The organism is Leifsonia sp. Y862, assembly GCF_057669585.1.
Map to the genome: position 1 here is coordinate 864,081 of NZ_JBYHFR010000002.1, position 20,923 is coordinate 885,003.

Here is a 20,923-nt window from a genome sequence, read left to right on the forward strand (position 1 = left end):
AGCGTGGCGCTCGGTACCGGACACGATCGACTAACGAAAGCGGCAGGTCACAGGATGGTTCACTTCGAACCCGCTGATGAGACAGCAGCACGCGGCGACACGGCAGCAGGCGGCGCCAAAGCGGTCCGTCGTGGCAGGGCAGCTCGCGACAACTCGGTGGCTCCCGTGGCCTACCTCCCCGGCGCAACGGGCGAGGCTAGAGGCAGTGATGCAGATCCTGTCGCACTGGCCAGGGCAGCGCTCCGGCGGTTGACCGGCCCAGACACAATCCCGGCGGCATCCGACATGCAGGCATCCGACATGTCGGCATCCGATACACCGGCATCTGGCGCACCTGAAACTCACGCGCCGGTCACAAGCATCGCCCCCAAGCGGATGAGGGCACCGCGGAGCATCTCACGAGCCGTCGATTCGCCGGCGCCCGACGACAGTGCGCCCGACGACAGTGCGCCCGATGACAGTGCACACGACGAGGGGTGGGCGAAGCCGGGCGACGCGGGCCTGACCCGCTCGAGTGCCGGTTTTGACGCTGATACCCGCAGCGCTCATGGCGCCCGATTCGGCCACTCAGATGATGACGACGCGGCCGGCATCGCCCACTTTGGCACCGCCCACTTTGACACCGCGGAGTTCGACGACGCGGCGGCCGATGATGAGGCCGCTGAAGAGGAATTCGACCCGGTGGCCGAACGCGAACACGCTGAGGCGCTGCTCCTTGGCCGCCTGCGCAGTCGATCGCTGTCTGTCCAGGAGGCCACGGCTGTGCTCGGGGCAACGGATGTCTCTCCCGAAGACATTGACGAGATCCTCGCGCACTTCACCGAGCTCGCGTACCTCGACGACAACAAGCTGGCTGATCAGATCATCCACACCCACCACGCGCGCAAGGGCCTCGGTCGCAGCGGTGTTGAGGCGGAGATGCGGCGCCGCAAGCTCGATCCATTCGTCATCATGGAGAAGCTCGATGAGCTTCCAGACGAAGAACTGGAGCGCGCAACTGAGCTCGCACTCACCCGGGTGCGCCAGCTGTCCAGGTTCGATGACCAAACGGCCGACCGCCGATTGACCGCATTCCTGCAGCGCAAGGGCTATTCGTCGGCGTCTGTGCGTGCAGCGGTGAAAACGGCGTTGGCCACCCGACTCGGTTCCGGGCGTGCCTCAACGGTGCGTTTCCAGTAGCTGTGCTTTCCTGGTCGTGCTGTGTACCGTCCCGGTGCTTTCCGTTGCCGCGGCGGTAACTCCTGCCGGGCAGAACGTAAGCTAGACGGATTATGAGCAGTATGACCAGCACGAGCCACGACATCCTGGAAGCCCCGACAGTGATCGAGCCCTCTGATGCAGCCGTCGATGCGGCCGGGCGCGTGCGCACGTACGAGGTTCGGACGTTCGGGTGCCAGATGAATGTCCACGACTCAGAGCGGTTGAGCGGGTCGCTCGAAGCGGCCGGCTACGTTCCCGCCAACGGTGCAGAGGCCGACGTTGTCGTCATCAACACCTGCGCAGTGCGAGAGAACGCCGACAACAAGCTGTACGGCAACCTGGGTCATCTTGCCTCGGTGAAGCGTCGGCATGACGGCATGCAGATTGCCGTCGGCGGTTGCCTCGCCCAGAAGGACAAGAACACCATCCTGAAGAAGGCCCCCTGGGTCGATGTCGTGTTCGGCACGCACAACATGGGTGCGCTGCCGAGCCTGCTCGAACGCGCCAGACACAACGGCGAGGCGCAGCTCGAGATCCTCGAGTCCCTGGAGACCTTCCCCTCCACTCTTCCCACGAAACGAGACTCCAGCTACAGCGGCTGGGTCTCCATCTCGGTGGGCTGCAACAACACCTGCACGTTCTGCATCGTTCCGTCCCTCAGAGGCAAGGAAAAGGATCGCCGTCCGGGCGAAATCCTCGCCGAGATCCAGGCCCTTGTCGACGATGGCGCCGTCGAAGTCACGCTCCTCGGCCAGAACGTCAACTCATACGGGGTCGAGTTCGGTGACCGTCTTGCATTCGGCAAGCTGCTGCGCGCAGCCGGCCAGATCGCGGGACTGGAGCGCATCCGCTTCACCAGCCCGCACCCTGCGGCATTCACTGACGACGTCATCGACGCCATGGCAGAGACTCCCGCCGTGATGCCACAGCTGCACATGCCGTTGCAATCCGGTTCGGATCGCATCCTCAAGGCCATGCGCCGCTCATACCGGTCGGCGAAGTTCCTCGGCATCCTCGAGCGGGTACGCGCACAGATGCCGCATGCCGCGATCAGCACCGACATCATCGTCGGCTTCCCCGGCGAGACAGAGGAAGACTTCCAGGAGACCCTGCGCGTTGTGGAAGAAGCTCGCTTCGCCACCGCGTTCACCTTCCAGTACTCCATTCGCCCTGGCACGCCAGCAGCGACCCTGCCAGACCAGATTCCGAAGGCCGTCGTGCAGGAGCGCTACGAGCGACTCATGGCGCTGCAAGAACGCATCTCCTGGGAAGAGAACCAGGCCGTCATCGGCCGCGAGGTCGAACTGCTGGTCGCGAACGGTGAGGGTCGCAAGGACTCAGACACGCACCGGTTGAGCGGGCGCGCCGCTGACAGCCGGCTCGTGCACTTCGATGTTCCGGCAGGTTCAGAGATTCCGCGCCCCGGCGACATGGTCACCGTGACCGTCACGGAGGCCGCCCCCTTCCACCTCATCGCCGACTCCGGCGACGGCGCTCCACTGCGCATTCGGCGCACCATCGCCGGCGACGCGTGGGATCGTGCCCAGGCTGACTCCTGCGGTGTTCCAACACCGGCAGGAAGCTCCTCCAGCGGCGCTGGCCCCGTGTCCCTCGGCCTCCCGTCACTGCGGCTCCGCGGCGGATCGACCACGATCCCCATCTACGATCCCTCCGACGGGCAGCGCTGACACCGGTGAGTCACTCAGAGCTGATTACGGTCGTCGGCTCGACCGGCACCGGCAAGTCTGAACTGTCCCTCGAGATCGCCGAACGACTGGCACGCGTCGGCCAACCGGCCGAGATCGTCAATGCCGACGCGATGCAGTTGTATCGCGGCATGGACATCGGCACGGCAAAGCTGTCCGTCGAGGAGCGGCGGGGGATACCCCACCACATGCTCGATGTGCTCCCGGTGACGGCCGAAGCGACGGTGGCTAACTTCCAGCGGGACGCCAGGCACGCCATCGACGGCATCCGCTCTCGTGGGGCCGTGCCGATCCTGGTGGGAGGCTCGGGGCTCTACATCTCCGCCGTGGTCTTCGACTTCCAGTTCCCCGGAACCGACCCTGAGCTCCGTGCAGAACTCGAGGGCGAACTGACAGCGCACGGCCCAGGCGCCATCTACGCGCGCTTGAAAGCCGTCGATCCGGGTGCCGCAGAGCGGATCGGCGCCAGCAACGGCCGACGTCTCGTGCGCGCCCTCGAAGTCGTCACCATGACCGGATTGCCGCACGCTGCAGCGCTGCCGGACGAACCCGTCTACTGGTTGCCGACGACGCTCATCGGGCTGCGCGCGCCGCGCGAAGAACTCACGATGAGGCTCGATGCCCGGGTCGACGGCATGTGGGCCGCCGGCCTCGTCGAGGAAGTGCGCTCGCTCATCCCCGCCGGTATTGAACACGGCGTGACAGCGAGCCGCGCTATCGGCTATGCCCAGGCGCTCGGTCAGATCCGAGGAGAGCTGACAGAGGCGGAAGCCATCGAGCAGACCCAACAGCTGACGCGGCGGTTCGCGCGTCGCCAGGTCAGCTGGTTCAAGCGCTACGCGCACACGACGTGGATCGACTACCAGTCAGAGGATCGGGTGGGCCAGGCCCTGGGTGCGGTGCAAACTACACTGGCCTGATGGGTATTGAGCTGCACTTCACCAAGGGCCAGGGCACCGGCAACGACTTCGTTCTCTTCTCCGACCCAGACGGTGAGATGGCACTCACACCCGAACAGATCAGGGCCGTCTGCGATCGCCGATTCGGCGTTGGCGCCGATGGAGTGATCCGTGCCGTCAAATCGGCGAACCTGCCGGAGGGCGCAGCCTCCCTTGCTGAAGACGACGCGGCCGTGTGGTTCATGGACTACTGGAACGCTGACGGCACCGTCTCAGAGATGTGCGGCAACGGCATCCGTGTCTTCACCCGCTTCCTCACCGACAACGGCCTCATCGAGCTGGCCCCAGGCGACACCATCGCCATCGGCACCCGGGCCGGTGTGCGCGACGTTCAGGTGAACCGCACCGGCTTCCAGGCAGACCTCGGTCGCTGGAGCTTCGCGGGCGGCGAACCGCTGGTGCGCGCCAAGAACCTGCCCGTCGCACGCCCAGGACTCGGCATCAACGTTGGCAACCCGCACGTCGTCGTTGCCGTGGCCGATGACGACGAGCTCGACTCTGTCGACCTCACCTTCATCCCGCAGCTGGAACCAGAATTGCCCGCCGGCGCGAACGTCGAGTTCGTGGTGCCAGGCGATCCGCTCGTCGTCGACGGCGTCGGCCACATCCGCATGCGCGTGCACGAGCGCGGCAGCGGAGAAACGCTCTCCTGCGGCACAGGCGCCGTGGCAGCGGCACTGGCGACCCGACACTGGGCGGGTGCCTCAGCACCTCACCAGTGGCGCGTCCAGGTGCCAGGCGGTGTGCTTGGCGTGCGGATGTTCCCCACCGAAGACGGCGAGCACGTCTCGTTGTCCGGTCCGGCAGAACTCGTCTTCGACGGGGTGCTGAACCTCGGCTAAGTCGTTAGCCCAGGTCCGGTTCGTCCGGGAGACCCCTGCGGTGCACCCGCAGCACGCGGAAGCCCTTGCTGGTGGTTTCCCTCGTGGTGGTGAAGTCGTCAGACAGTTCGCCGTCCAGCCAACGCTGGAGCGAGTCAGAACCCAGGTTGCGCTGCACAACGAGCCAGGCATCCGACTCAGGGGCAAGCCGTGGCAGCCAGGTCGTCATGAGGTCGTGCAAGACGGCCTTTCCAACGCGAATCGGCGGATTCGACAGGATCGTGCGGAAACGGATGTCGTCGGGAACATCCGCGGCGAGCACGGCGTTGATGTTGGTGAGGCCGAGACGCTCTGCATTGCGGCGCACCAGATCGAGGGCGCGCTCGTTGACGTCAACGGCCCAGATCGTTGCGTGCGGAGAAAGCAGGGCCAGGTGCAAGCTGATGGGTCCCCACCCACAGCCCAGGTCGAGGAAATCGCCGCCGGGCGGTGGAGGCGGGGTATTGTTCAGCAACACCTCCGTGCCGGTATCGACATGCTCGGGACTGAACACCGCATTCGCGGTCGTCACAGTGTGTTTTTGGCCGGCCAGCTGCACGGAAATCTGTCGCAGTTTAAGTTCGCTGTCGGGCGCCGAAGAGAAATAGTGCTCGGGTGCCATAGAGGGAACTTACCGGAATTAGAGGAACTAGGGTTAAAGCAATGACTGAACCACAGACGCCCCACGAAGACGATGTCGTCGCACGTGTGCTGGCAAACGCCGAGAGCCGCTCATCCGGATATGCCGTTTTCGGGGGCTCAGCGCAAGCTTTGCAGACCGACGCGAGTGCCTCGACCGACGCAGAGCGCGACGGTGACCAGTTCGACCGCCAGGACCGCAATGCGCTCCGCCGCGTCGCTGGTCTCTCCACCGAACTCGAAGACGTCACCGAGGTCGAGTACCGCCAGCTGCGCCTGGAGAACGTCATCCTGATCGGCCTGTACACCCACGGCACGACGGCAGACGCCGAGAACTCGATGCGCGAGCTTGCCGCACTGGCCGAGACGGCCGGTGCCACCGTGCTCGATGGGCTGCTGCAGCGCAGGGCGACTCCCGACCCCAGCACCTACCTCGGTAAGGGCAAGGTGCAGGAGCTTGCAGGACTCGTCCAGGCGCTCGGCGCCGACACCGTGATTGCCGACACCGAGCTGGCCCCGAGCCAGCGACGTGCCCTTGAGGACCTCGTCAAGGTGAAGGTCATCGACCGCACTGCTGTCATCCTCGACATTTTCAGCCAGCACGCCAAGAGTCGCGAGGGTAAAGCCCAGGTTGAGCTGGCGCAGCTGGAATACCTGCTTCCGCGCTTGCGCGGATGGGGTGACTCGATGTCCCGCCAGGCCGGTGGCCAGGTGGGTGGCGCCGGTGCAGGCATGGGGTCCCGTGGACCCGGTGAGACGAAGATCGAACTCGACCGCCGCCGCATTCACACCCGGATGTCAAAGCTTCGCAAGCAGATGGTCGAGATGAAGCCGGCACGCGAGGCCAAGCGGGCGAACCGCAAGCGCAACTCCGTGCCATCCGTTGCCATCGTCGGGTACACGAACGCCGGCAAGTCCAGCCTGCTGAACCGCATCACGAAGGCTGGCCTGCTGGTCGAGAACTCGCTCTTCGCGACGCTGGATGCCACGGTGCGAAAGTCAGTGACGGCCGACGGCCGCCAGTACACCTTCACGGATACCGTGGGCTTCGTTCGCAACCTGCCTCACCAGTTGGTGGAGGCGTTCCGCTCCACGCTCGAAGAGGTCGCCGACTCCGACGTCATCGTGCACGTTGTCGACGGGTCGCACCCAGACCCGGCCAGCCAGCTCACCACGGTGCGCGACGTCATTGGCGAAGTCGGTGCCAGAGACATCCCCGAACTCGTCGTGTTCAACAAGAGCGACCTGGTGAGCGACGACGACCGCCTCGTACTGCGCGGGCTGGAGCCGAAGGCCATCTTCGTCTCTGCACGCACCGGAGAGGGCGTCGAGGAACTGCTCGAAGCCATCGCGACGCTGCTGCCGAGACCCGGCATCGAACTCGACCTCCTCATCCCGTACGAGCGCGGCGACCTCATCGCTCTCCTGCACGACCAGGGCAAGGTGCTCTCCACCGAGTACGCGGAGGCCGGCACCCAGGTGCGGGCGATGGTCACCCCGGAGATCCAGCCACAGTTCGCGCCGTTTGCGCGCGTAGAGGCCATCACGGCCTAGCCGGCGCCATCACGCCCGGCTTCCCCCGGCGTGACCGCGCTGCGCGGGTCGCCCGCAGCTTCGCTGGTGCTGCAGCTACCGCGTAGCTGCGCTTGACCCGCGGGGCTGCTTCGGCGCGCCCGCACGTCCAGATTCAGCCCCGCGGTACTCCGCGCGAAACAATCTGTCACACCCTTTTTCATTCGACTTCGGTGTTGTTAGAGTCGCTCCAATCGTTGCCGACCGGACCAATCCGATCGGCATGGAGCGACAGCCGAGCCCGGCACCCGCCCGCGACAATTCACCAGCATTTCGCTGGTGGACCGCGGCTGCCCGGCCGCGGCAGCGCTTATGCCGAATGAGGTTTTATGACTACGACGACGGACCCTGACTGTCCTCGCCGCGTTCCGGTGTCGTTCGAGCTCTACCCGCCGCGAACGGATGCCGCAGCGACCGCTCTCACTGAGACGATCGACAGGCTGGCGGCGGCCAGGCCAGACTTCATCTCCGTGACGTACGGCGCCAACGGTTCGTCCCGCACCGCGTCTCTCGAAGTCCTGAGTTACATCCTGCATGCCACCGGCGTCGAACCGATGGCCCACCTCACCTGCGTCGGCTCGTCGCACGCAGAGGCCAGCCAGCTCATTCGCGAATTTCTGGATGCCGGCGTCCGCAGCTTCCTGGCCCTCCGCGGCGACGCCCCTGAGGGCACCGTCGACGGAGAGCCCTTCCTTGGCGATCTGAAGAGCGCAGGGGAGCTCGTGCAGCTCATCCACCGTGTACAGGCAGAGCGGGTGCCATACAGCGAGAGCGTCATCCCAGGGCTCCCTGGCGCCAGGGCGGTGAAGTCGGAGCGCGACAAGGTGCGTGTCGCCGTCGCCGCGTTCCCCAACGGTCACCCGCGCTCCCGCTCCACCTCGCAGGACATCGACACGCTCCTTGCCAAGCAAGCGGCGGGAGCGAACCTGGCCATCACGCAGTTGTTCTTCCACGCCGATCACTACCTGAGCTTCATCCAGCGGGCTAGGGAAGCTGGCGTTGAATTCCCCATCCTGCCCGGCATCATGCCGGTGACCAGCCCGGCCAGGCTCACGCGCATCCTGCAGCTCTCCGGCGAGGAGCTGCCCTCTGAGCTCTCCATCCAGCTGGAGATCGAGCCGACCGACGAGGGCAAACGAGAGATCGGCGTCCAGCACGCCGCCGCCCTTGCGCAGGAGCTCGTGGCCGGCGGCGCCCCCGGCTTGCACCTGTACGCGTTCAACCAGCACCGCACGGTGCTCTCGGTGCTCGAACGGGCCGGGGCCCTCCCCACCAACTACCAGCCATCTGACCGACAGCCCACCACCGCAGTATCTGCCTCAACAGTCAAGGAACCAGCATGACAACCACTCCCGCATTCCCGACAGGCACCATCCTCGGATACCCGCGCATCGGCCGCCGCCGCGAGCTGAAGAAGGCTGTTGAAGCCTTCTGGGCCGGTCGCATCGACGAGGCCACCCTCGAGCAGACCGCGGCTGACCTCCGCGAGGCCACGCGCGCCCGCCTCGTTGCACTGGGTCTCGGCCGGGATGACTCCTCGATCCCCGAGTCATTCTCGTACTACGACCAGGTGCTGGATGCCGCAGTGACAGTGGGCGCCGTCCCCGCCCGCTTCGCTGGGTTGGTCGACGCAGACGGCCGCATCGACCTCGCCGGTTACTTCACGCTGGCACGCGGTGAGGGCGACAACCTGCCGCTCGAAATGACCAAATGGTTCGACTCGAACTATCACTACCTGGTGCCGGAGATTGGCCCTGAGACCAACTTCACCCTCGCGAGCGATCGGATCGTGCGTGAATTCGAGGAGGCAGCCGCCGCCGGTTACCTGACCAGGCCCGTCATCGTCGGCCCGGTCACGCTGCTGGCCCTCAGTAAGCCGAGCGACGACGCCCCAAAGGGCTTCGTGCCGCTCTCGCGACTCGACGACCTGATCCCGGTCTACGCCGCGCTGCTCGCCCGTCTGGCGGATGCCGGTGCACAGTGGGTGCAGCTCGACGAGCCGGCTCTCGTCAGCGAGAGCATCGAGGTTCCCAGCAGTGAGGTGTACGGGGCCGCCCAGTTCGCCTACTCGGTGCTCGGACGACTGGAACAGCGCCCCGCGATCTTCGTGGCCGCGCCGTATGGCAGCCTCGACGACGCCCTCCCCGTGCTCGCAGCGGCCCCCATCGAGGCGATCGGCCTCGACCTCGTTCGCGGGCAGGTGCCGGAAGCCGTGGCAGGCCTGGCCGACAAGGTACTTGTCGCCGGTGTGATCGACGGTCACAACATCTGGCGGGGCGACCTCGCCGCAGCTTTCAACACGGTGGCCGCTGTTGCCGAGCTCAGCCCGCGCGTCGCCGTGTCCACCTCGACGTCGCTGCTGCACGTGCCGCACGACGTTGAAGACGAGTCAGAGCTCGGCGACGACCTCAGCAGCTGGCTGGCCTTCGCCGACCAGAAGGTGGCGCAGGTGGCCACCCTGGCGCGGGGCCTCGCCGACGGCACGGCGGCGATTCAGGCTGAGTTGGATGCGGCATCCGCTGCCCTGGCCGCCCGCCTTGCCGCCCCTGGCGTGCGTGACGGTGCCGTGCGCACCCGCGCAGCCGGCCTGACGGACGCGGACTTCAACCGCGGCGACTACGCCGCGAGGGTCGCGGCACAGGACGCGGCTCTCGGGCTGCCGTTCCTGCCGACCACCACCATCGGGTCGTTCCCGCAGACCGGAGAGATTCGGCGCGCCAGGGCCCAGTTGAACAAGGGCGAGCTGACCCTCGAGGAGTACACCGCCCTCATGCGTGCAGAGATCGTCAGGGTCGTCGAGCTGCAGGAGGAGATCGGCCTCGATGTTCTCGTGCACGGAGAGCCGGAGCGCAACGACATGGTGCAGTACTTCGCTGAGAACCTCGATGGCTTCGCTGTCACCCAGAACGGTTGGGTGCAGTCGTACGGCAGCCGCTGCACGCGCCCGTCGATCCTCTGGGGCGACGTGTCGCGCCCGAAGCCGATCACCGTCGACTGGTCGGTCTACACGCAGTCGCTCACCGAGAAGCCCGTCAAGGGAATGCTGACCGGACCGGTGACCATCCTGGCGTGGTCCTTTGTGCGCGACGACCAGCCCCTCGGCGAGACGGCCCGTCAGGTGGCATTGGCCCTCCGCGACGAGATCGGTGATCTCGAGGCCGCCGGCATCAAGATTGTGCAGGTGGATGAGCCTGCACTGCGCGAGCTGCTCCCGCTCAAGAAGAAGAACCAGGCCGACTACCTTGACTGGTCTGTGGGCTCCTTCAAGTTGGCGACCGCCGGTGTGGCTGCCGTCACGCAGATCCACACGCACCTCTGTTACTCGGAGTTCGGGGTCGTCATCGATGCCATCCGCAACCTGGATGCCGATGTCACCAGCATCGAGGCCGCCCGGTCGCGCATGGAGGTCGTCAGTGACATCCAGAGCAGCGGATTCGACCACGGCATCGGCCCTGGCGTGTACGACATCCACTCGCCGCGCGTGCCGAGCGTGACAGAGGTCACTGAGTTGATCAATCGGGCGCTGGAGTCGATCCCCGGCCGACAGGTCTGGATCAACCCTGACTGCGGCCTGAAGACCCGCGGCTACGACGAGACGGTCGACTCGCTCCGCAACATCCTGGAGGCGACGCGCGCCGTGCGCGCCGCGTCAGAGGTCGCTGTCTCCGCGTAATCGCGGCGGTGGCGCGGCCACACATGGAAATGGTCCCGGCTGGAATTCCAGCCGGGACCATGTGTCGTTGGTCGAGGAGCGAGCGTCAGCGGGTGTCTCGAGACCTCGCCGGTGCTGGTTTCGAGACGGCCCTGGCGGGCCTCCAGAAGCAGCGGTATTAGGCAGCAGCGGGATTAGACGGAGCGGAGTACCGCGACGACCTTGCCGAGGATCTCGGCGAAGTCACCGACGATGGGCTCGAAGTTGCTGTTGCGGGGGAGTAGCCAGGTGTGGCCGTCGCGCTGCCTGAAGACCTTGACCGTTGCCTCATTGTCGAGCATGGCGGCGACGATCTCGCCATTCTCTGCAGTCTTCTGCTGGCGCACGACAACCCAGTCGCCGTCGCAGATGGCGGCGTCGATCATTGATTCGCCGACGACCTTGAGCATGAACAAGTCGCCCTTGCCCACCAGCTGGCGGGGGAGCGGGAAGATCTCGTCGATCTGCTGGTCGGCTGTGATGGGGATGCCGGCAGCAATGCGGCCGACGAGCGGCACCATTGCGGCGTCACCGATCTGGGCGCTGGGGAAGCCCTCCTGCTCGGCGATGGTCGCGTCTTCCGGCGCCTGCGGGATCTCGATCAAAATCTCGAGGGCGCGAGGACGGTTCGGGTCACGGCGGAGGTATCCGCTGAGCTCCAGCTGGTTGAGCTGGTGCGTCACGCTCGACAGCGACGCGAGTCCGACGGCATCGCCGATCTCGCGCATGCTCGGCGGGTAGCCGCGCTGGCTCACTGAGCGCTGGATGAAGTCGAGGATAGCCAGCTGCTTCTCGCTCAGGCTCTTCCGTCGCCTGGTGCCGCTCGCGCCAACCTTGTCGTTCTTGTTGCGTGAACTGCTGGTGTCTTGCGTCACTGTCCTCGCCTCTCATGCCTGTGGTGCGCTGTGCGAATGGCACGTCCGCTTGAATGTCGGTGGTGTCTGGTTGAGTACAACCGAACAATCGAAACTGTATCTGGCACACCCCTATTCGGCAAACGTTTGTTCGAGTGTGTCGCACATTTCTTTTTGGTAACAACCGCACACATGCTTGATTGTTCGAATAATCGAATATATATTCGGAACATAGATTCGTACCTGGCTCTCCCGGCCGAGAGCCGGGTACGTCCTTACCTGGAGGTTCGACATGAACGCAGTAGTGTGCATCGGAACACGTTCCACCGTCTCGCCCTTTGGCGGGGTACCCACAGCAACACCAATCACACCAGCCACAACCCCACGTCCCGCCGTGGCGACAACTCGCCTGCGTCTGACGCGGCGGGGTCGCGTCGTCTTCACGACGCTCGCAGCCGCTCCTCTTGTTGCGGCGGCATTCTTCCTTGCCCTGAGCGGTGGCGTTGCAGAGGCCTCAGGGGCCGGCACGGCCTCCGGTGCGGCCGACTTCGCCTACATCACGATCTCCGCGGGGGAGACCCTCTGGGAAGTTGCCGAATCACTGGCACCCGCCGCCGACCCGCGTGACGTCATTGCCGACATCGTCAACCTCAACCAACTGGCGAGTGAAGACGTGCAGCCCGGCCAGCGGCTGGCTCTGCCTGCGTCCTTCTAGGCGCGACGTTTCGCCGGGCGGCATCGCCTGGTGCGCCGCCACGCTTAGCTGAGAGGTGCTCTCACCTCCCAACGGTAAAGTTGGGCGAGTGACCAGCCTCGATGACCTTCCCCTTCGCGATGACCTCCGTGGTCAGACCCCATACGGCGCTCCGCAGAAGAGCGTCCCCGTTGCCCTCAACGTCAACGAGAACACGCACCCCATCCCAGAGGCTGTCGCGCATGACATCGTCGCGTCACTGGCCCGTGCGATCCTGACGGTCAATCGTTACCCAGACCGCGAGTTCACCGAACTGCGGGACGGTCTGGCTCGCTACCTCGGTCACGGACTCACCCGCGACAACATCTGGGCGGCGAACGGCTCCAACGAGGTTCTCCAGCAGGTGCTGCAGGCGTTCGGCGGGCCTGGGCGAACGGTGCTCGGCTTCGCTCCCACCTATTCGATGTACTCGATTCTCGCGTCGGGCACCGGCACCCGCTGGGTAGCCGGCGACCGCGATGCCGATTTCGAGCTCTCTCCTGAGACTGCTGCCGACTGGGTGCAGCGCACGAATCCCGATCTGGTGTTCCTGTGCTCGCCGAACAACCCGACGGGTACCCCGCTTTCTCTCGACACCATCGAAGCGGTCTACAACGCCACCACCGGCATCGTCGTGGTTGATGAGGCCTATGCAGAGTTCGCGCCGGTCGGTGCGGCCAGTGCGTTGACACTGTTGCCGGGCCGGGAGCGCCTGTTGGTGTCTCGCACGATGAGCAAGGCGTTCGCATTTGCCGGTGCTCGCGTCGGCTATCTGGCCGCCGATCCGGCCGTCGCCGATGCGCTCCGCCTGGTGCGCCTGCCGTACCACCTGTCCGCGCTCACGCAGGCTGCCGCGAATGCCGCGCTCGCCCACTCCGGCGAGATGCTCGCCATGGTCGACGAGATCAGGGGACAGCGCGACCGCCTGGTCGTTGAGCTGGAGAAGCTCGGGTATGCGCCGCACCGCAGCTGGAGCAACTTCGTGCTGTTCGGTGGTGTGAAGGACCCGCACGCGACGTTCCTCGCGCTCTTGGATGAGGGCATCCTGATTCGTGACGTGGGAATCCCGAACCACCTGCGGGTGACGGCGGGGACCGAGGCGGAGTCATCTGCCTTCCTGGACGCAATCGCGCGTGTCGACGCGCCCGAAGCCCAATAAACTAGCGACATGAGCTCACTTCCTGTCGCCTCGCACCGCACCGCTACCCTGCAGCGGAAGACGAGCGAGTCCAGCATCGTTCTCTCGATCGACCTCGACGGAACGGGTGTCAGTGACATTCACACGTCTGTGCCGTTCTACGACCACCTGCTGACCGCCTTCGCGAAGCACTCGCTGACCGACCTCACCGTGACAGCGAATGGCGACACCGACATCGACGTGCACCACACCGTGGAAGACATCGGCATCGTGCTCGGCCAGGCCATCAAGCAGGCCCTCGGGGACAAGGCAGGCATCTCCCGCTACGGCGACGCACTGGTTCCCCTCGATGAGGCGCTCGTGCAGGCCGTCGTCGACATCTCCGGCCGTCCATACCTCGTGCACACCGGCGAGCCTGCCGGGTTCGAATTCCACCTCATCGGTGGGCACTTCACCGGGTCGATGGTGCGCCACGTCTTCGAGGCCATTACCTACAACGCCGGCCTGACCGTGCACGTCACCGTGCAGGGCGGCCGCGACCCCCACCACATCGCCGAGGCGGAGTTCAAGGCGTTCGCGCGAGCATTCCGCCAGGCGAAGGCCCTCGACCCGCTTGTCGTCGGTGTCCCGTCCACCAAGGGTGCATTATGACCAACGTTGTCGTCTTTGACTACGGAACGGGCAATGTCCACTCCGCGGTGAAGGCTCTGGAATTGGCCGGTGCCGATGTCACGCTGACGTCGAACCGGAAGCTCGCCCTCGAAGCGGATGGGCTGCTGGTTCCCGGCGTCGGTGCCTTCAGCGCCGTCGTTGACGCTCTGAAGGCGGTCGGCGGCGACGAGATCATTGACCGCCGACTGTCGGGCGGACGCCCGGTGCTCGGCATCTGCGTTGGTATGCAGATCCTCTTCGAGCACGGCGTCGAGCGCGGCGTCAATTCTGACGGCCTCGGCGAATGGCCGGGTACCGTCACAGAGCTGAAGGCGCCCGTTCTGCCGCACATGGGCTGGAACACCGTCACGCCGGATGCCGATTCCGTTCTTTTCCGTGGAATCGCCGACGAGCGGTTCTACTTCGTGCACTCCTACGCCGCGCAGGAATGGTCGCTCGAGGTCATGCCTCCGTTCCCGATTCCGCAGTTGACCTGGGCAGACCACGGCGGGCCCTTCCTGGCTGCCGTCGAAAATGGACCGCTCACCGCCACGCAGTTCCACCCGGAGAAGTCGGGCGAAGCCGGCATCCGCTTGCTCACGAACTGGCTCGGATCGCTCAAACGGTAGTATCGAGAGTTCGTCTGGTCGCGCCAGCGGCACCCCACAATCAAGGAAATCCAATGAGTGAGTTCAACAAAACCCCGCGTCTCGTTCTGCTTCCGGCCGTTGACGTAGCCGGCGGCAAGGCAGTGCGCCTGACGCAGGGCGAAGCAGGCACAGAGACCAGCTACGGCGATCCCGTTGACGCGGCAGCCGACTGGGCAGCCCAGGGCGCCGAGTGGATTCACCTGGTCGACCTGGATGCAGCGTTCGGTCGAGGAAACAACACGTCTGTCCTGAAGAAGGTCATCAAGCAGGTTCGCGGCGTGAACGTGGAGTTGTCCGGCGGTATCCGTGACGACGCCTCGCTCGAAGCGGCGTTCAGCACGGGCGTCAAGCGCATCAACCTCGGCACGGCAGCGCTCGAGAACCCCGAATGGGCTGCCAGCGTCATCGCCCAGTACGGTGAGGCGGTCGCCGTCGGGCTCGACGTGCGCGGCACCACCCTCGCGGCACGCGGCTGGACCAAAGACGGCGGCGACATCTGGCAGGTCATGGACCGCCTCGAAGAAGCCGGATGCGCGCGCTACGTCGTCACAGACGTCACCAAGGACGGCACCCTGCAGGGCCCGAACATCGACCTGCTGCGCCAGGTGATGGACCGCACGCACCGCCCGGTCATCGCGTCCGGTGGTATCTCCAGCCTCGACGACCTCGTGGCACTGCGCGAACTGGTTCCGCAGGGACTCGAGGGCGCCATCGTCGGCAAGGCACTCTACGCTGGCGCATTCACGCTCGGCCAGGCGCTGGATGTCTCCGGCTCGTAATCTCGGCTCGACGGGAGCCCCCGGCGGCCCAGACGGTTCGGCCGGTCCGGCCGATTCGGCCGGCCAGCCGTGGGCCGGCCGCGAATTCACGCCGAATACTCACGCCGACGACGATGGCAGCGCACCGGCGCAGCTGGTGTCAGCCATCCTCGCGTTTCGCTCCCGCGAAGCCGGCGAAGAGAGTGTCATCGACGCGATCCGTGAGTCTCGCCTGCTGATCCCGCTGATCGCCGAACTGGGCGAAGCGGGCGTCGGCGAGCATGGCCACATGATCGACAAGACCCAGGAGCTCTCGATCATCACGGTCGCGGGGCCAGACGGGCGCAATGTGCTTCCGGTCTTCTCCTCCGCTGCCGCCATGCAGGCATGGGACCCAGCTGCCAGGCCGGTGCCCTCCAATGGGGTGACGGTCGCGTTGGCCGCTGCGCAGGAGAACACCGACGTTGTCGTGCTCGACCCGACGACGGAGACCGAGTTCGTGATCCGGCGGCCGGCGCTCTGGGCGATCGCCCAGTCCAAGCCCTGGACACCGAGCTATGCGAGCATCGCTGTCTCGAACGCGTTCCGGGAATCGGTGGCATCTGAACTCGCCGTCCTGGGGGTCGAACTCGTTGCCGGCGACCCGGATGCCCGGCTTGCCGGCCCTGAACTGATCGTGCGACTCGAACTGGTGCAGGGGCTCACGCAGGTGGAGCTGGATACCGTGCTCGCGCGACTGGCCAGCCGGTGGGCTGCCGACGACGCCATTGCAACCGGCGTTGACTCGCTGAAGGTGCAGCTGATCTCCTCGGTGTAATCCTTAGGGAATGTCAGGGGAGTCGTTCAGGATGGTGACATGGACCCGATCACCGGCCGATTCTCGCCTGCGACCCTGGCATGGTTCGGCGAGGCGTTCGCCGCTCCCACCGACGTGCAGCTCGGTGCCTGGGATGCCATTTCCCGCGGATCGCATGCCCTGGTCGTTGCCCCCACCGGCTCAGGGAAGACCCTGGCGGCATTCCTCTGGGCGATCGACCGGCTCGCTGCGCGGGCCAGCGCGGCACAGCGGGGCAGCGACGCCTCTGCGGCCGGCTCCGCTCAGGTCGGCTCAGCTCAGCTCGCGCCGGCCCCCGCCACGCCTGGCACCCGGGTACTGTACATCTCTCCGCTCAAGGCGCTCGGCGTCGATGTCGAACGCAATCTGCGGGCACCGCTGGTCGGCATCGGACAGGCCGCACGCCGACTGGGCGACGAACCCCCGCTCGTCACCGTCGGCCTCCGCTCGGGCGATACCCCGAGTGCCGAGCGGAGGCGGCTGGTTAAGACTCCGCCAGACATCCTGATCACGACCCCTGAGTCGCTCTTCCTCATGCTGACGTCGGCGGCGCGTGAGACCCTGCGCACCGTCGACACCGTGATCATCGACGAGATCCACGCCGTCGCCGCGACGAAGCGCGGCGCGCACCTGGCGGTGTCGCTGGAACGCCTCGACGCCATGCTCGAACGGCCGGCGCAGCGGATCGGCCTCTCTGCCACCGTGCGGCCGCCCGGCGAGGTCGCCCGCTTCCTCTCTGCGAGTGCGCCGGTGGAGATTGTCGCCCCGCCCAGCGGGAAGCGCTTTGACCTCTCCGTCGTCGTGCCGGTCGACGACATGAGCCAGATCGCACCGCCGGCCGAGCGGGAGGGCAGCGCCGCGGCATCCGCTCCGCAGGCCGGCTCCATCTGGCCGCACGTTGAAGAGGCGATCGTCGACCAGATCCTGACGCACTCGTCGGCGATCGTGTTCGCGAACTCCCGGCGGCTCGCCGAGCGCCTGACCGCCCGATTCAACGAGATCTACGCCGAACGACACGAGCTGGTTGCCGTCGGTGTTCCAGCCGAAAACTCACGCCCGCCGGCTGAACTGATGGGGGCGGCCGGGCAGACATCCGGCGCCGACCCACTGCTCGCCCGTGCCCACCACGGTTCGGTCAGCAAGGAGCAGCGGGCCCAGATCGAAGACGATCTGAAATCCGGCCAGCTGCGGTGCGTGGTGGCCACGTCCAGCCTGGAGCTCGGCATCGACATGGGCGCCGTCGACCTGGTCGTGCAGGTGGAATCGCCGCCCTCCGTGGCCAGCGGCCTGCAGCGGGTGGGGCGAGCCGGTCACCAGGTGGGAGAGATCTCCCGCGGCATCATCTACCCGAAGCACAGGGCAGACCTCATTCATTCTGCTGTCGCAGCCGAGCGGATGACAGCAGGCATGATCGAGTCCATTGCCGTCCCAGCCAACCCACTCGACATCCTCGCGCAGCAAACGGTGGCAGCCTGCGCGCTCGAACCGATCGACGCCGAGGAATGGTTCGTGACGCTGCGGCGCAGCGCGCCGTTCCAGACGCTGCCCCGCTCCGCCTATGAGGCCACCCTCGACCTGCTCGCCGGACGGTATCCCTCAGACCAGTTCGCCGAGTTGCGCCCCCGCATCATCTGGGATCGCGACACCGGCACGTTGACCGGTCGGCCAGGCGCGCAACGACTCGCTGTCACGAGCGGAGGCACAATCCCCGACCGCGGCCTGTTCGGTGTGTTCATGGTCGGCGCGACGGACTCGGCGACCAGCCAGGGCCGCAGGGTCGGCGAGCTCGACGAGGAGATGGTCTACGAATCGCGGGTCGGCGATGTCTTCGCGCTCGGCACGACGAGCTGGCGCATCCAGGAAATCACCCACGACCGAGTGCACGTTGTCCCCGCCTTCGGACAGCCGGGCCGATTGCCATTCTGGAAGGGCGACGGGCTGGGCCGCCCTGTGGAGCTGGGAAGGGCGATCGGCGAGTATGTGCGGGAGTTGGCATCCGCTACCCCCACAGACGCACAGGCGCGATGCGCAGCAGGAGGGCTCGACGAACGCGCGGTCAACAACCTGCTCGCCTTCCTCGAGGAGCAGCGCGTGGCCACCGGGCACCTGCCCACCGATCGCACACTCGTCGTCGAACGCTTCAGGGACGAACTGGGCGACTGGCGAGTCGTGCTGCACTCACCGTTCGGCATGCAGGTGCACGCGCCGTGGGCGCTGGCCATCGGGGCGCGGGTGCGCGAGCGCTTCGGCATCGACGGCAGTTGCATGGCGAGCGACGACGGCATCGTGGTGCGCATTCCAGACACCGAGAACGAGCCGCCAGGCGCAGAACTCTTCGTCTTCGACCCCGATGAATTGGAACAGCTGGTGACCGACGAGGTCGGCGGCTCCGCGCTGTTCGCCTCCCGGTTCAGGGAGTGCGCGGCGCGTGCCCTGCTGTTGCCGCGGTACAACCCTGGCCGCCGGTCGCCGCTCTGGCAGCAGCGGCAGAAGGCATCGCAGCTGCTGGATGTCGCCCGAGAGTTCCCGACGTTCCCCATCATTCTGGAGACCGTGCGCGAATGCCTGCAGGACGTCTACGACCTCCCGGCGCTCACCGAGCTCGCCCGGCAGATCGCCGCGCGTTCTGTACGCATTGTCGAAACCACAACGGATGTCGCCAGCCCGTTCGCGAGCACCCTGCTGTTCGGCTACGTGGCGGCGTTCATGTACGAGGGTGACTCCCCGCTGGCCGAACGCAGGGCGACGGCGCTGTCGATCGATTCGACGCTGCTGGCCGAACTGCTGGGCAGGGTCGAGCTGCGGGAGCTGCTCGACCCCGCGGTGACAGATGAGACGGAGCTGGAACTCCAGCGGCTCGCCCCCGATCGCAAGGCGCGCGGGCTCGAAGGAGCCATCGATCTGCTGCGCGGCCTCGGGCCGCTGACAGGCGCGGAGGTTGCAGAGCGGCTGGAGAGCCCTGCGGAGGCCGACGACCACCTGCACCAGCTCGTGGCCACGAAACGGGCGATCCAGGTGCGGTTCGCCGGCAGTGACTGGTGGGCCGCGATCGAAGACGCCAGCCGACTGCGGGATGCGCTGGGCGTTCCGCTGCCGCTCGGCGTGCCAGAAGCCTTCACCGAACCGGTGCCCGATCCGCTCGGCGACCTCGTCAGTCGGTACGCACGCACCCATGGGCCGTTCACCAGCACAGAGGTCGCCCTACGATTCGGTCTGGGTGCGGCGGTGGCCGATGTGGCGCTGCACCGACTCGCGGGCGCGCGCCGCGTCATCGAGGGCGAGTTCCGTCCGACAGGGAGCGGCGCGGAGTGGTGCGATAGCGAGGTGTTGCGGAGGCTCCGCCGCCGCTCGTTGGCCGCGCTCCGGCACGAGGTGGAACCCGTCGACCAGGTGGCAATCGCACGCTTCCTGCCGGCCTGGCAACATGTGGGAGGCAAGCTGACAGGAATCGACGGCGTGGCATCCGTCATTGAGCAACTCGAGGGCGTGCGCATCCCGGCCTCAGCGTGGGAATCCCTGGTGTTGCCGTCGCGCGTGTCCGACTATTCGCCCACGATGCTCGACGAACTGACCGCCACCGGCGAGGTGCTGTGGGCAGGGGCAGGCACCCTCGCGGGCAATGACGGCTGGGTGAGCCTGCACCTGGCCGAGACCGCCCCGCTCAGCTTGCCGTTGCTGCCGGACGGCGAGACCACGCCCCTGCAGCGCGAGATACTGGCCACGCTTGGCGGCGGAGGAGCCTTCTTCTTCCGCCAGCTCGCCGATGCGGTTGGCAGCCAGGACGACACCGAACTTGTCACGGCGCTCTGGGATCTCGTGTGGGCCGGCCTGGTGAACAACGACACCTTCGCGCCCATCCGTGCGCTCATCGCTGGGGGGCACACCGCTCACCGCCAGGCCAGGTCGACGCCACGCTCCCGGCTGCACAGGGGACGAGCGATGCCCCGGCCGACGATGCCAAGCAGAACCGGGCCGCCGACCGTCGCAGGGCGCTGGTCAATTGTGCCGTTGGCCGAGCAATCGCCAACGGTCAGGGCTCATGCACTGGGGGAGACGCTCCTCGAACGCTACGGAGTGGTCACCCGCGGCGCCGTGATGAACGAGGGAATCACGGGCGGGTTCGCGCTCGTCTATCGCACGCTCTCCGGCTTCGAAGAACTCGGGCGCGCCCGCCGTGGCTACTTCGTCGACGGACTCGGTGCCGCCCAGTTCGCTACCGGCGGGGCCATCGACCGGCTGCGTGCGTCGGTGCCCACACCGTCTGAGCAGGAGCGCAGGCGGGAGGCAGGGCGGTTCGACGTGGTGGTCATCGCGGCGACAGACCCGGCGAATCCGTTCGGCGCGGCATTGGCCTGGCCGCCGCTGCCTGAGGGCACCAGCCACCGCCCAGGGCGCAAGGCCGGCGCGCTCGTCGTCATCGTCGACGGCGAGCTGGTGCTCTACATCGAGCGCGGAGGCAAGTCGATCCTGGCGTTCAGCGACGACGACCAGGTCGTGTCCGCAGCCGCGGCGGCCGTGGCCGGGCTGGTCGCCCGCAGGGGAGTGGCGCAGCTCGGGGTTGAAACGGTGAACGGCCAGTTCATCCTCGGCACACAGCTCGGCCACGCACTACAGGCCGTTGGTTTCGCTGCGATCCCACGCGGGTTGAAGATGAGGAGCTAAGGGGTGGGGAACTCG

General features: G+C 66.5%; 16 protein-coding genes. 14 read left to right on the forward strand and 2 right to left on the reverse strand.

The window, feature by feature from the left end; genetic code table 11:
• Nucleotides 1-54: 54 nt before the first annotated feature.
• The 4 genes from AC25Z0_RS14095 (at nt 55) to dapF (ending at nt 4,707) form a co-directional block, all read left to right on the forward strand.
• Nucleotides 55-1,179, forward strand: coding sequence for a regulatory protein RecX (locus AC25Z0_RS14095; RefSeq protein ID WP_488133603.1), 1,125 nt, complete (start codon nt 55-57; stop codon nt 1,177-1,179).
• Nucleotides 1,180-1,271: 92 nt separating this feature from the next.
• A complete protein-coding gene (miaB, locus tag AC25Z0_RS14100; RefSeq protein ID WP_488133604.1) occupies nt 1,272-2,888 on the forward strand; it encodes a tRNA (N6-isopentenyl adenosine(37)-C2)-methylthiotransferase MiaB in 1,617 nt (538 codons plus the stop codon).
• 5 nt (nt 2,889-2,893) lie between these two features.
• Nucleotides 2,894-3,826 (forward strand): tRNA (adenosine(37)-N6)-dimethylallyltransferase MiaA, encoded by a 933-nt coding sequence (gene miaA, locus AC25Z0_RS14105; RefSeq protein WP_488133605.1) that lies wholly within the window; start codon nt 2,894-2,896, stop codon nt 3,824-3,826.
• Nucleotides 3,826-4,707: a diaminopimelate epimerase gene (dapF, locus tag AC25Z0_RS14110; RefSeq protein WP_488133606.1), complete on the forward strand. Its 882-nt coding sequence runs from the start codon at nt 3,826-3,828 to the stop codon at nt 4,705-4,707. The genes miaA and dapF overlap by 1 nt, the downstream gene beginning before the upstream one ends.
• A gap of 4 nt (nt 4,708-4,711) precedes the next feature.
• On the opposite strand, the gene AC25Z0_RS14115 is transcribed toward dapF, so the two are convergent.
• On the reverse strand, nt 4,712-5,347 hold the full coding sequence (locus AC25Z0_RS14115; RefSeq protein ID WP_488120286.1) for a class I SAM-dependent methyltransferase: 636 nt from the start codon (nt 5,345-5,347) through the stop codon (nt 4,712-4,714).
• Nucleotides 5,348-5,388: 41 nt separating this feature from the next.
• On the opposite strand from AC25Z0_RS14115, the gene hflX reads away from it, so the two are divergent.
• The 3 genes from hflX to metE all read left to right on the forward strand — a co-directional run bounded on the left by hflX (nt 5,389) and on the right by metE (nt 10,609).
• Nucleotides 5,389-6,918, forward strand: coding sequence for a GTPase HflX (hflX, locus tag AC25Z0_RS14120; RefSeq protein WP_488133607.1), 1,530 nt, complete (start codon nt 5,389-5,391; stop codon nt 6,916-6,918).
• A 347-nt stretch (nt 6,919-7,265) separates the two neighbouring features.
• On the forward strand, nt 7,266-8,279 hold the full coding sequence (locus tag AC25Z0_RS14125) for a methylenetetrahydrofolate reductase (protein ID WP_488120288.1): 1,014 nt from the start codon (nt 7,266-7,268) through the stop codon (nt 8,277-8,279).
• A complete protein-coding gene (gene metE / locus AC25Z0_RS14130) occupies nt 8,276-10,609 on the forward strand; it encodes a 5-methyltetrahydropteroyltriglutamate--homocysteine S-methyltransferase (protein ID WP_488133608.1) in 2,334 nt (777 codons plus the stop codon). Before AC25Z0_RS14125 ends, metE begins: the two co-directional genes overlap by 4 nt.
• A 173-nt stretch (nt 10,610-10,782) precedes the next feature.
• On the opposite strand, the gene lexA is transcribed toward metE, so the two are convergent.
• Nucleotides 10,783-11,502: a transcriptional repressor LexA gene (lexA, locus tag AC25Z0_RS14135; protein WP_488120290.1), complete on the reverse strand. Its 720-nt coding sequence runs from the start codon at nt 11,500-11,502 to the stop codon at nt 10,783-10,785.
• A gap of 373 nt (nt 11,503-11,875) precedes the next feature.
• Between lexA and AC25Z0_RS14140 the strand changes: the two genes are divergently transcribed.
• The 7 genes from AC25Z0_RS14140 (at nt 11,876) to AC25Z0_RS14170 (ending at nt 20,908) form a co-directional block, all read left to right on the forward strand.
• The gene (locus AC25Z0_RS14140; protein WP_488120291.1) at nt 11,876-12,196 is read left to right on the forward strand and encodes a LysM peptidoglycan-binding domain-containing protein; all 321 of its coding nucleotides are present in this window, start codon (nt 11,876-11,878) and stop codon (nt 12,194-12,196) included.
• Nucleotides 12,197-12,284: 88 nt separating this feature from the next.
• The gene (locus AC25Z0_RS14145) at nt 12,285-13,373 is read left to right on the forward strand and encodes a histidinol-phosphate transaminase (protein ID WP_488133609.1); all 1,089 of its coding nucleotides are present in this window, start codon (nt 12,285-12,287) and stop codon (nt 13,371-13,373) included.
• Nucleotides 13,374-13,382: 9 nt separating this feature from the next.
• A complete protein-coding gene (gene hisB / locus AC25Z0_RS14150) occupies nt 13,383-14,003 on the forward strand; it encodes an imidazoleglycerol-phosphate dehydratase HisB (RefSeq protein ID WP_488133610.1) in 621 nt (206 codons plus the stop codon).
• Nucleotides 14,000-14,632: an imidazole glycerol phosphate synthase subunit HisH gene (hisH, locus tag AC25Z0_RS14155; protein WP_488120294.1), complete on the forward strand. Its 633-nt coding sequence runs from the start codon at nt 14,000-14,002 to the stop codon at nt 14,630-14,632. Before hisB ends, hisH begins: the two co-directional genes overlap by 4 nt.
• A 53-nt stretch (nt 14,633-14,685) precedes the next feature.
• On the forward strand, nt 14,686-15,432 hold the full coding sequence (gene priA, locus AC25Z0_RS14160; RefSeq protein WP_488120295.1) for a bifunctional 1-(5-phosphoribosyl)-5-((5-phosphoribosylamino)methylideneamino)imidazole-4-carboxamide isomerase/phosphoribosylanthranilate isomerase PriA: 747 nt from the start codon (nt 14,686-14,688) through the stop codon (nt 15,430-15,432).
• Nucleotides 15,416-16,228, forward strand: coding sequence for an SseB family protein (locus AC25Z0_RS14165; RefSeq protein ID WP_488133611.1), 813 nt, complete (start codon nt 15,416-15,418; stop codon nt 16,226-16,228). The genes priA and AC25Z0_RS14165 overlap by 17 nt, the downstream gene beginning before the upstream one ends.
• A 39-nt stretch (nt 16,229-16,267) precedes the next feature.
• On the forward strand, nt 16,268-20,908 hold the full coding sequence (locus tag AC25Z0_RS14170) for an ATP-dependent helicase (protein WP_488133612.1): 4,641 nt from the start codon (nt 16,268-16,270) through the stop codon (nt 20,906-20,908).
• Nucleotides 20,909-20,923 lie beyond the last annotated feature (15 nt).

Bases quoted from the DNA above. Each gene is read 5' to 3' on its own strand.
- AC25Z0_RS14115 (WP_488120286.1), bottom strand. From the start codon at position 5,347: ATGGCACCCGAGCACTATTTCTCTTCGGCGCCCGACAGCGAACTTAAA.
- metE (WP_488133608.1), top strand. From the start codon at position 8,276: ATGACAACCACTCCCGCATTCCCGACAGGCACCATCCTCGGATACCCG.
- miaB (WP_488133604.1), top strand. From the start codon at position 1,272: ATGAGCAGTATGACCAGCACGAGCCACGACATCCTGGAAGCCCCGACA.
- hflX (WP_488133607.1), top strand. From the start codon at position 5,389: ATGACTGAACCACAGACGCCCCACGAAGACGATGTCGTCGCACGTGTG.
- AC25Z0_RS14095 (WP_488133603.1), top strand. From the start codon at position 55: ATGGTTCACTTCGAACCCGCTGATGAGACAGCAGCACGCGGCGACACG.
- dapF (WP_488133606.1), top strand. From the start codon at position 3,826: ATGGGTATTGAGCTGCACTTCACCAAGGGCCAGGGCACCGGCAACGAC.
- AC25Z0_RS14125 (WP_488120288.1), top strand. From the start codon at position 7,266: ATGACTACGACGACGGACCCTGACTGTCCTCGCCGCGTTCCGGTGTCG.
- AC25Z0_RS14165 (WP_488133611.1), top strand. From the start codon at position 15,416: ATGTCTCCGGCTCGTAATCTCGGCTCGACGGGAGCCCCCGGCGGCCCA.
- AC25Z0_RS14170 (WP_488133612.1), top strand. From the start codon at position 16,268: ATGGACCCGATCACCGGCCGATTCTCGCCTGCGACCCTGGCATGGTTC.
- hisB (WP_488133610.1), top strand. From the start codon at position 13,383: ATGAGCTCACTTCCTGTCGCCTCGCACCGCACCGCTACCCTGCAGCGG.
- hisH (WP_488120294.1), top strand. From the start codon at position 14,000: ATGACCAACGTTGTCGTCTTTGACTACGGAACGGGCAATGTCCACTCC.
- priA (WP_488120295.1), top strand. From the start codon at position 14,686: ATGAGTGAGTTCAACAAAACCCCGCGTCTCGTTCTGCTTCCGGCCGTT.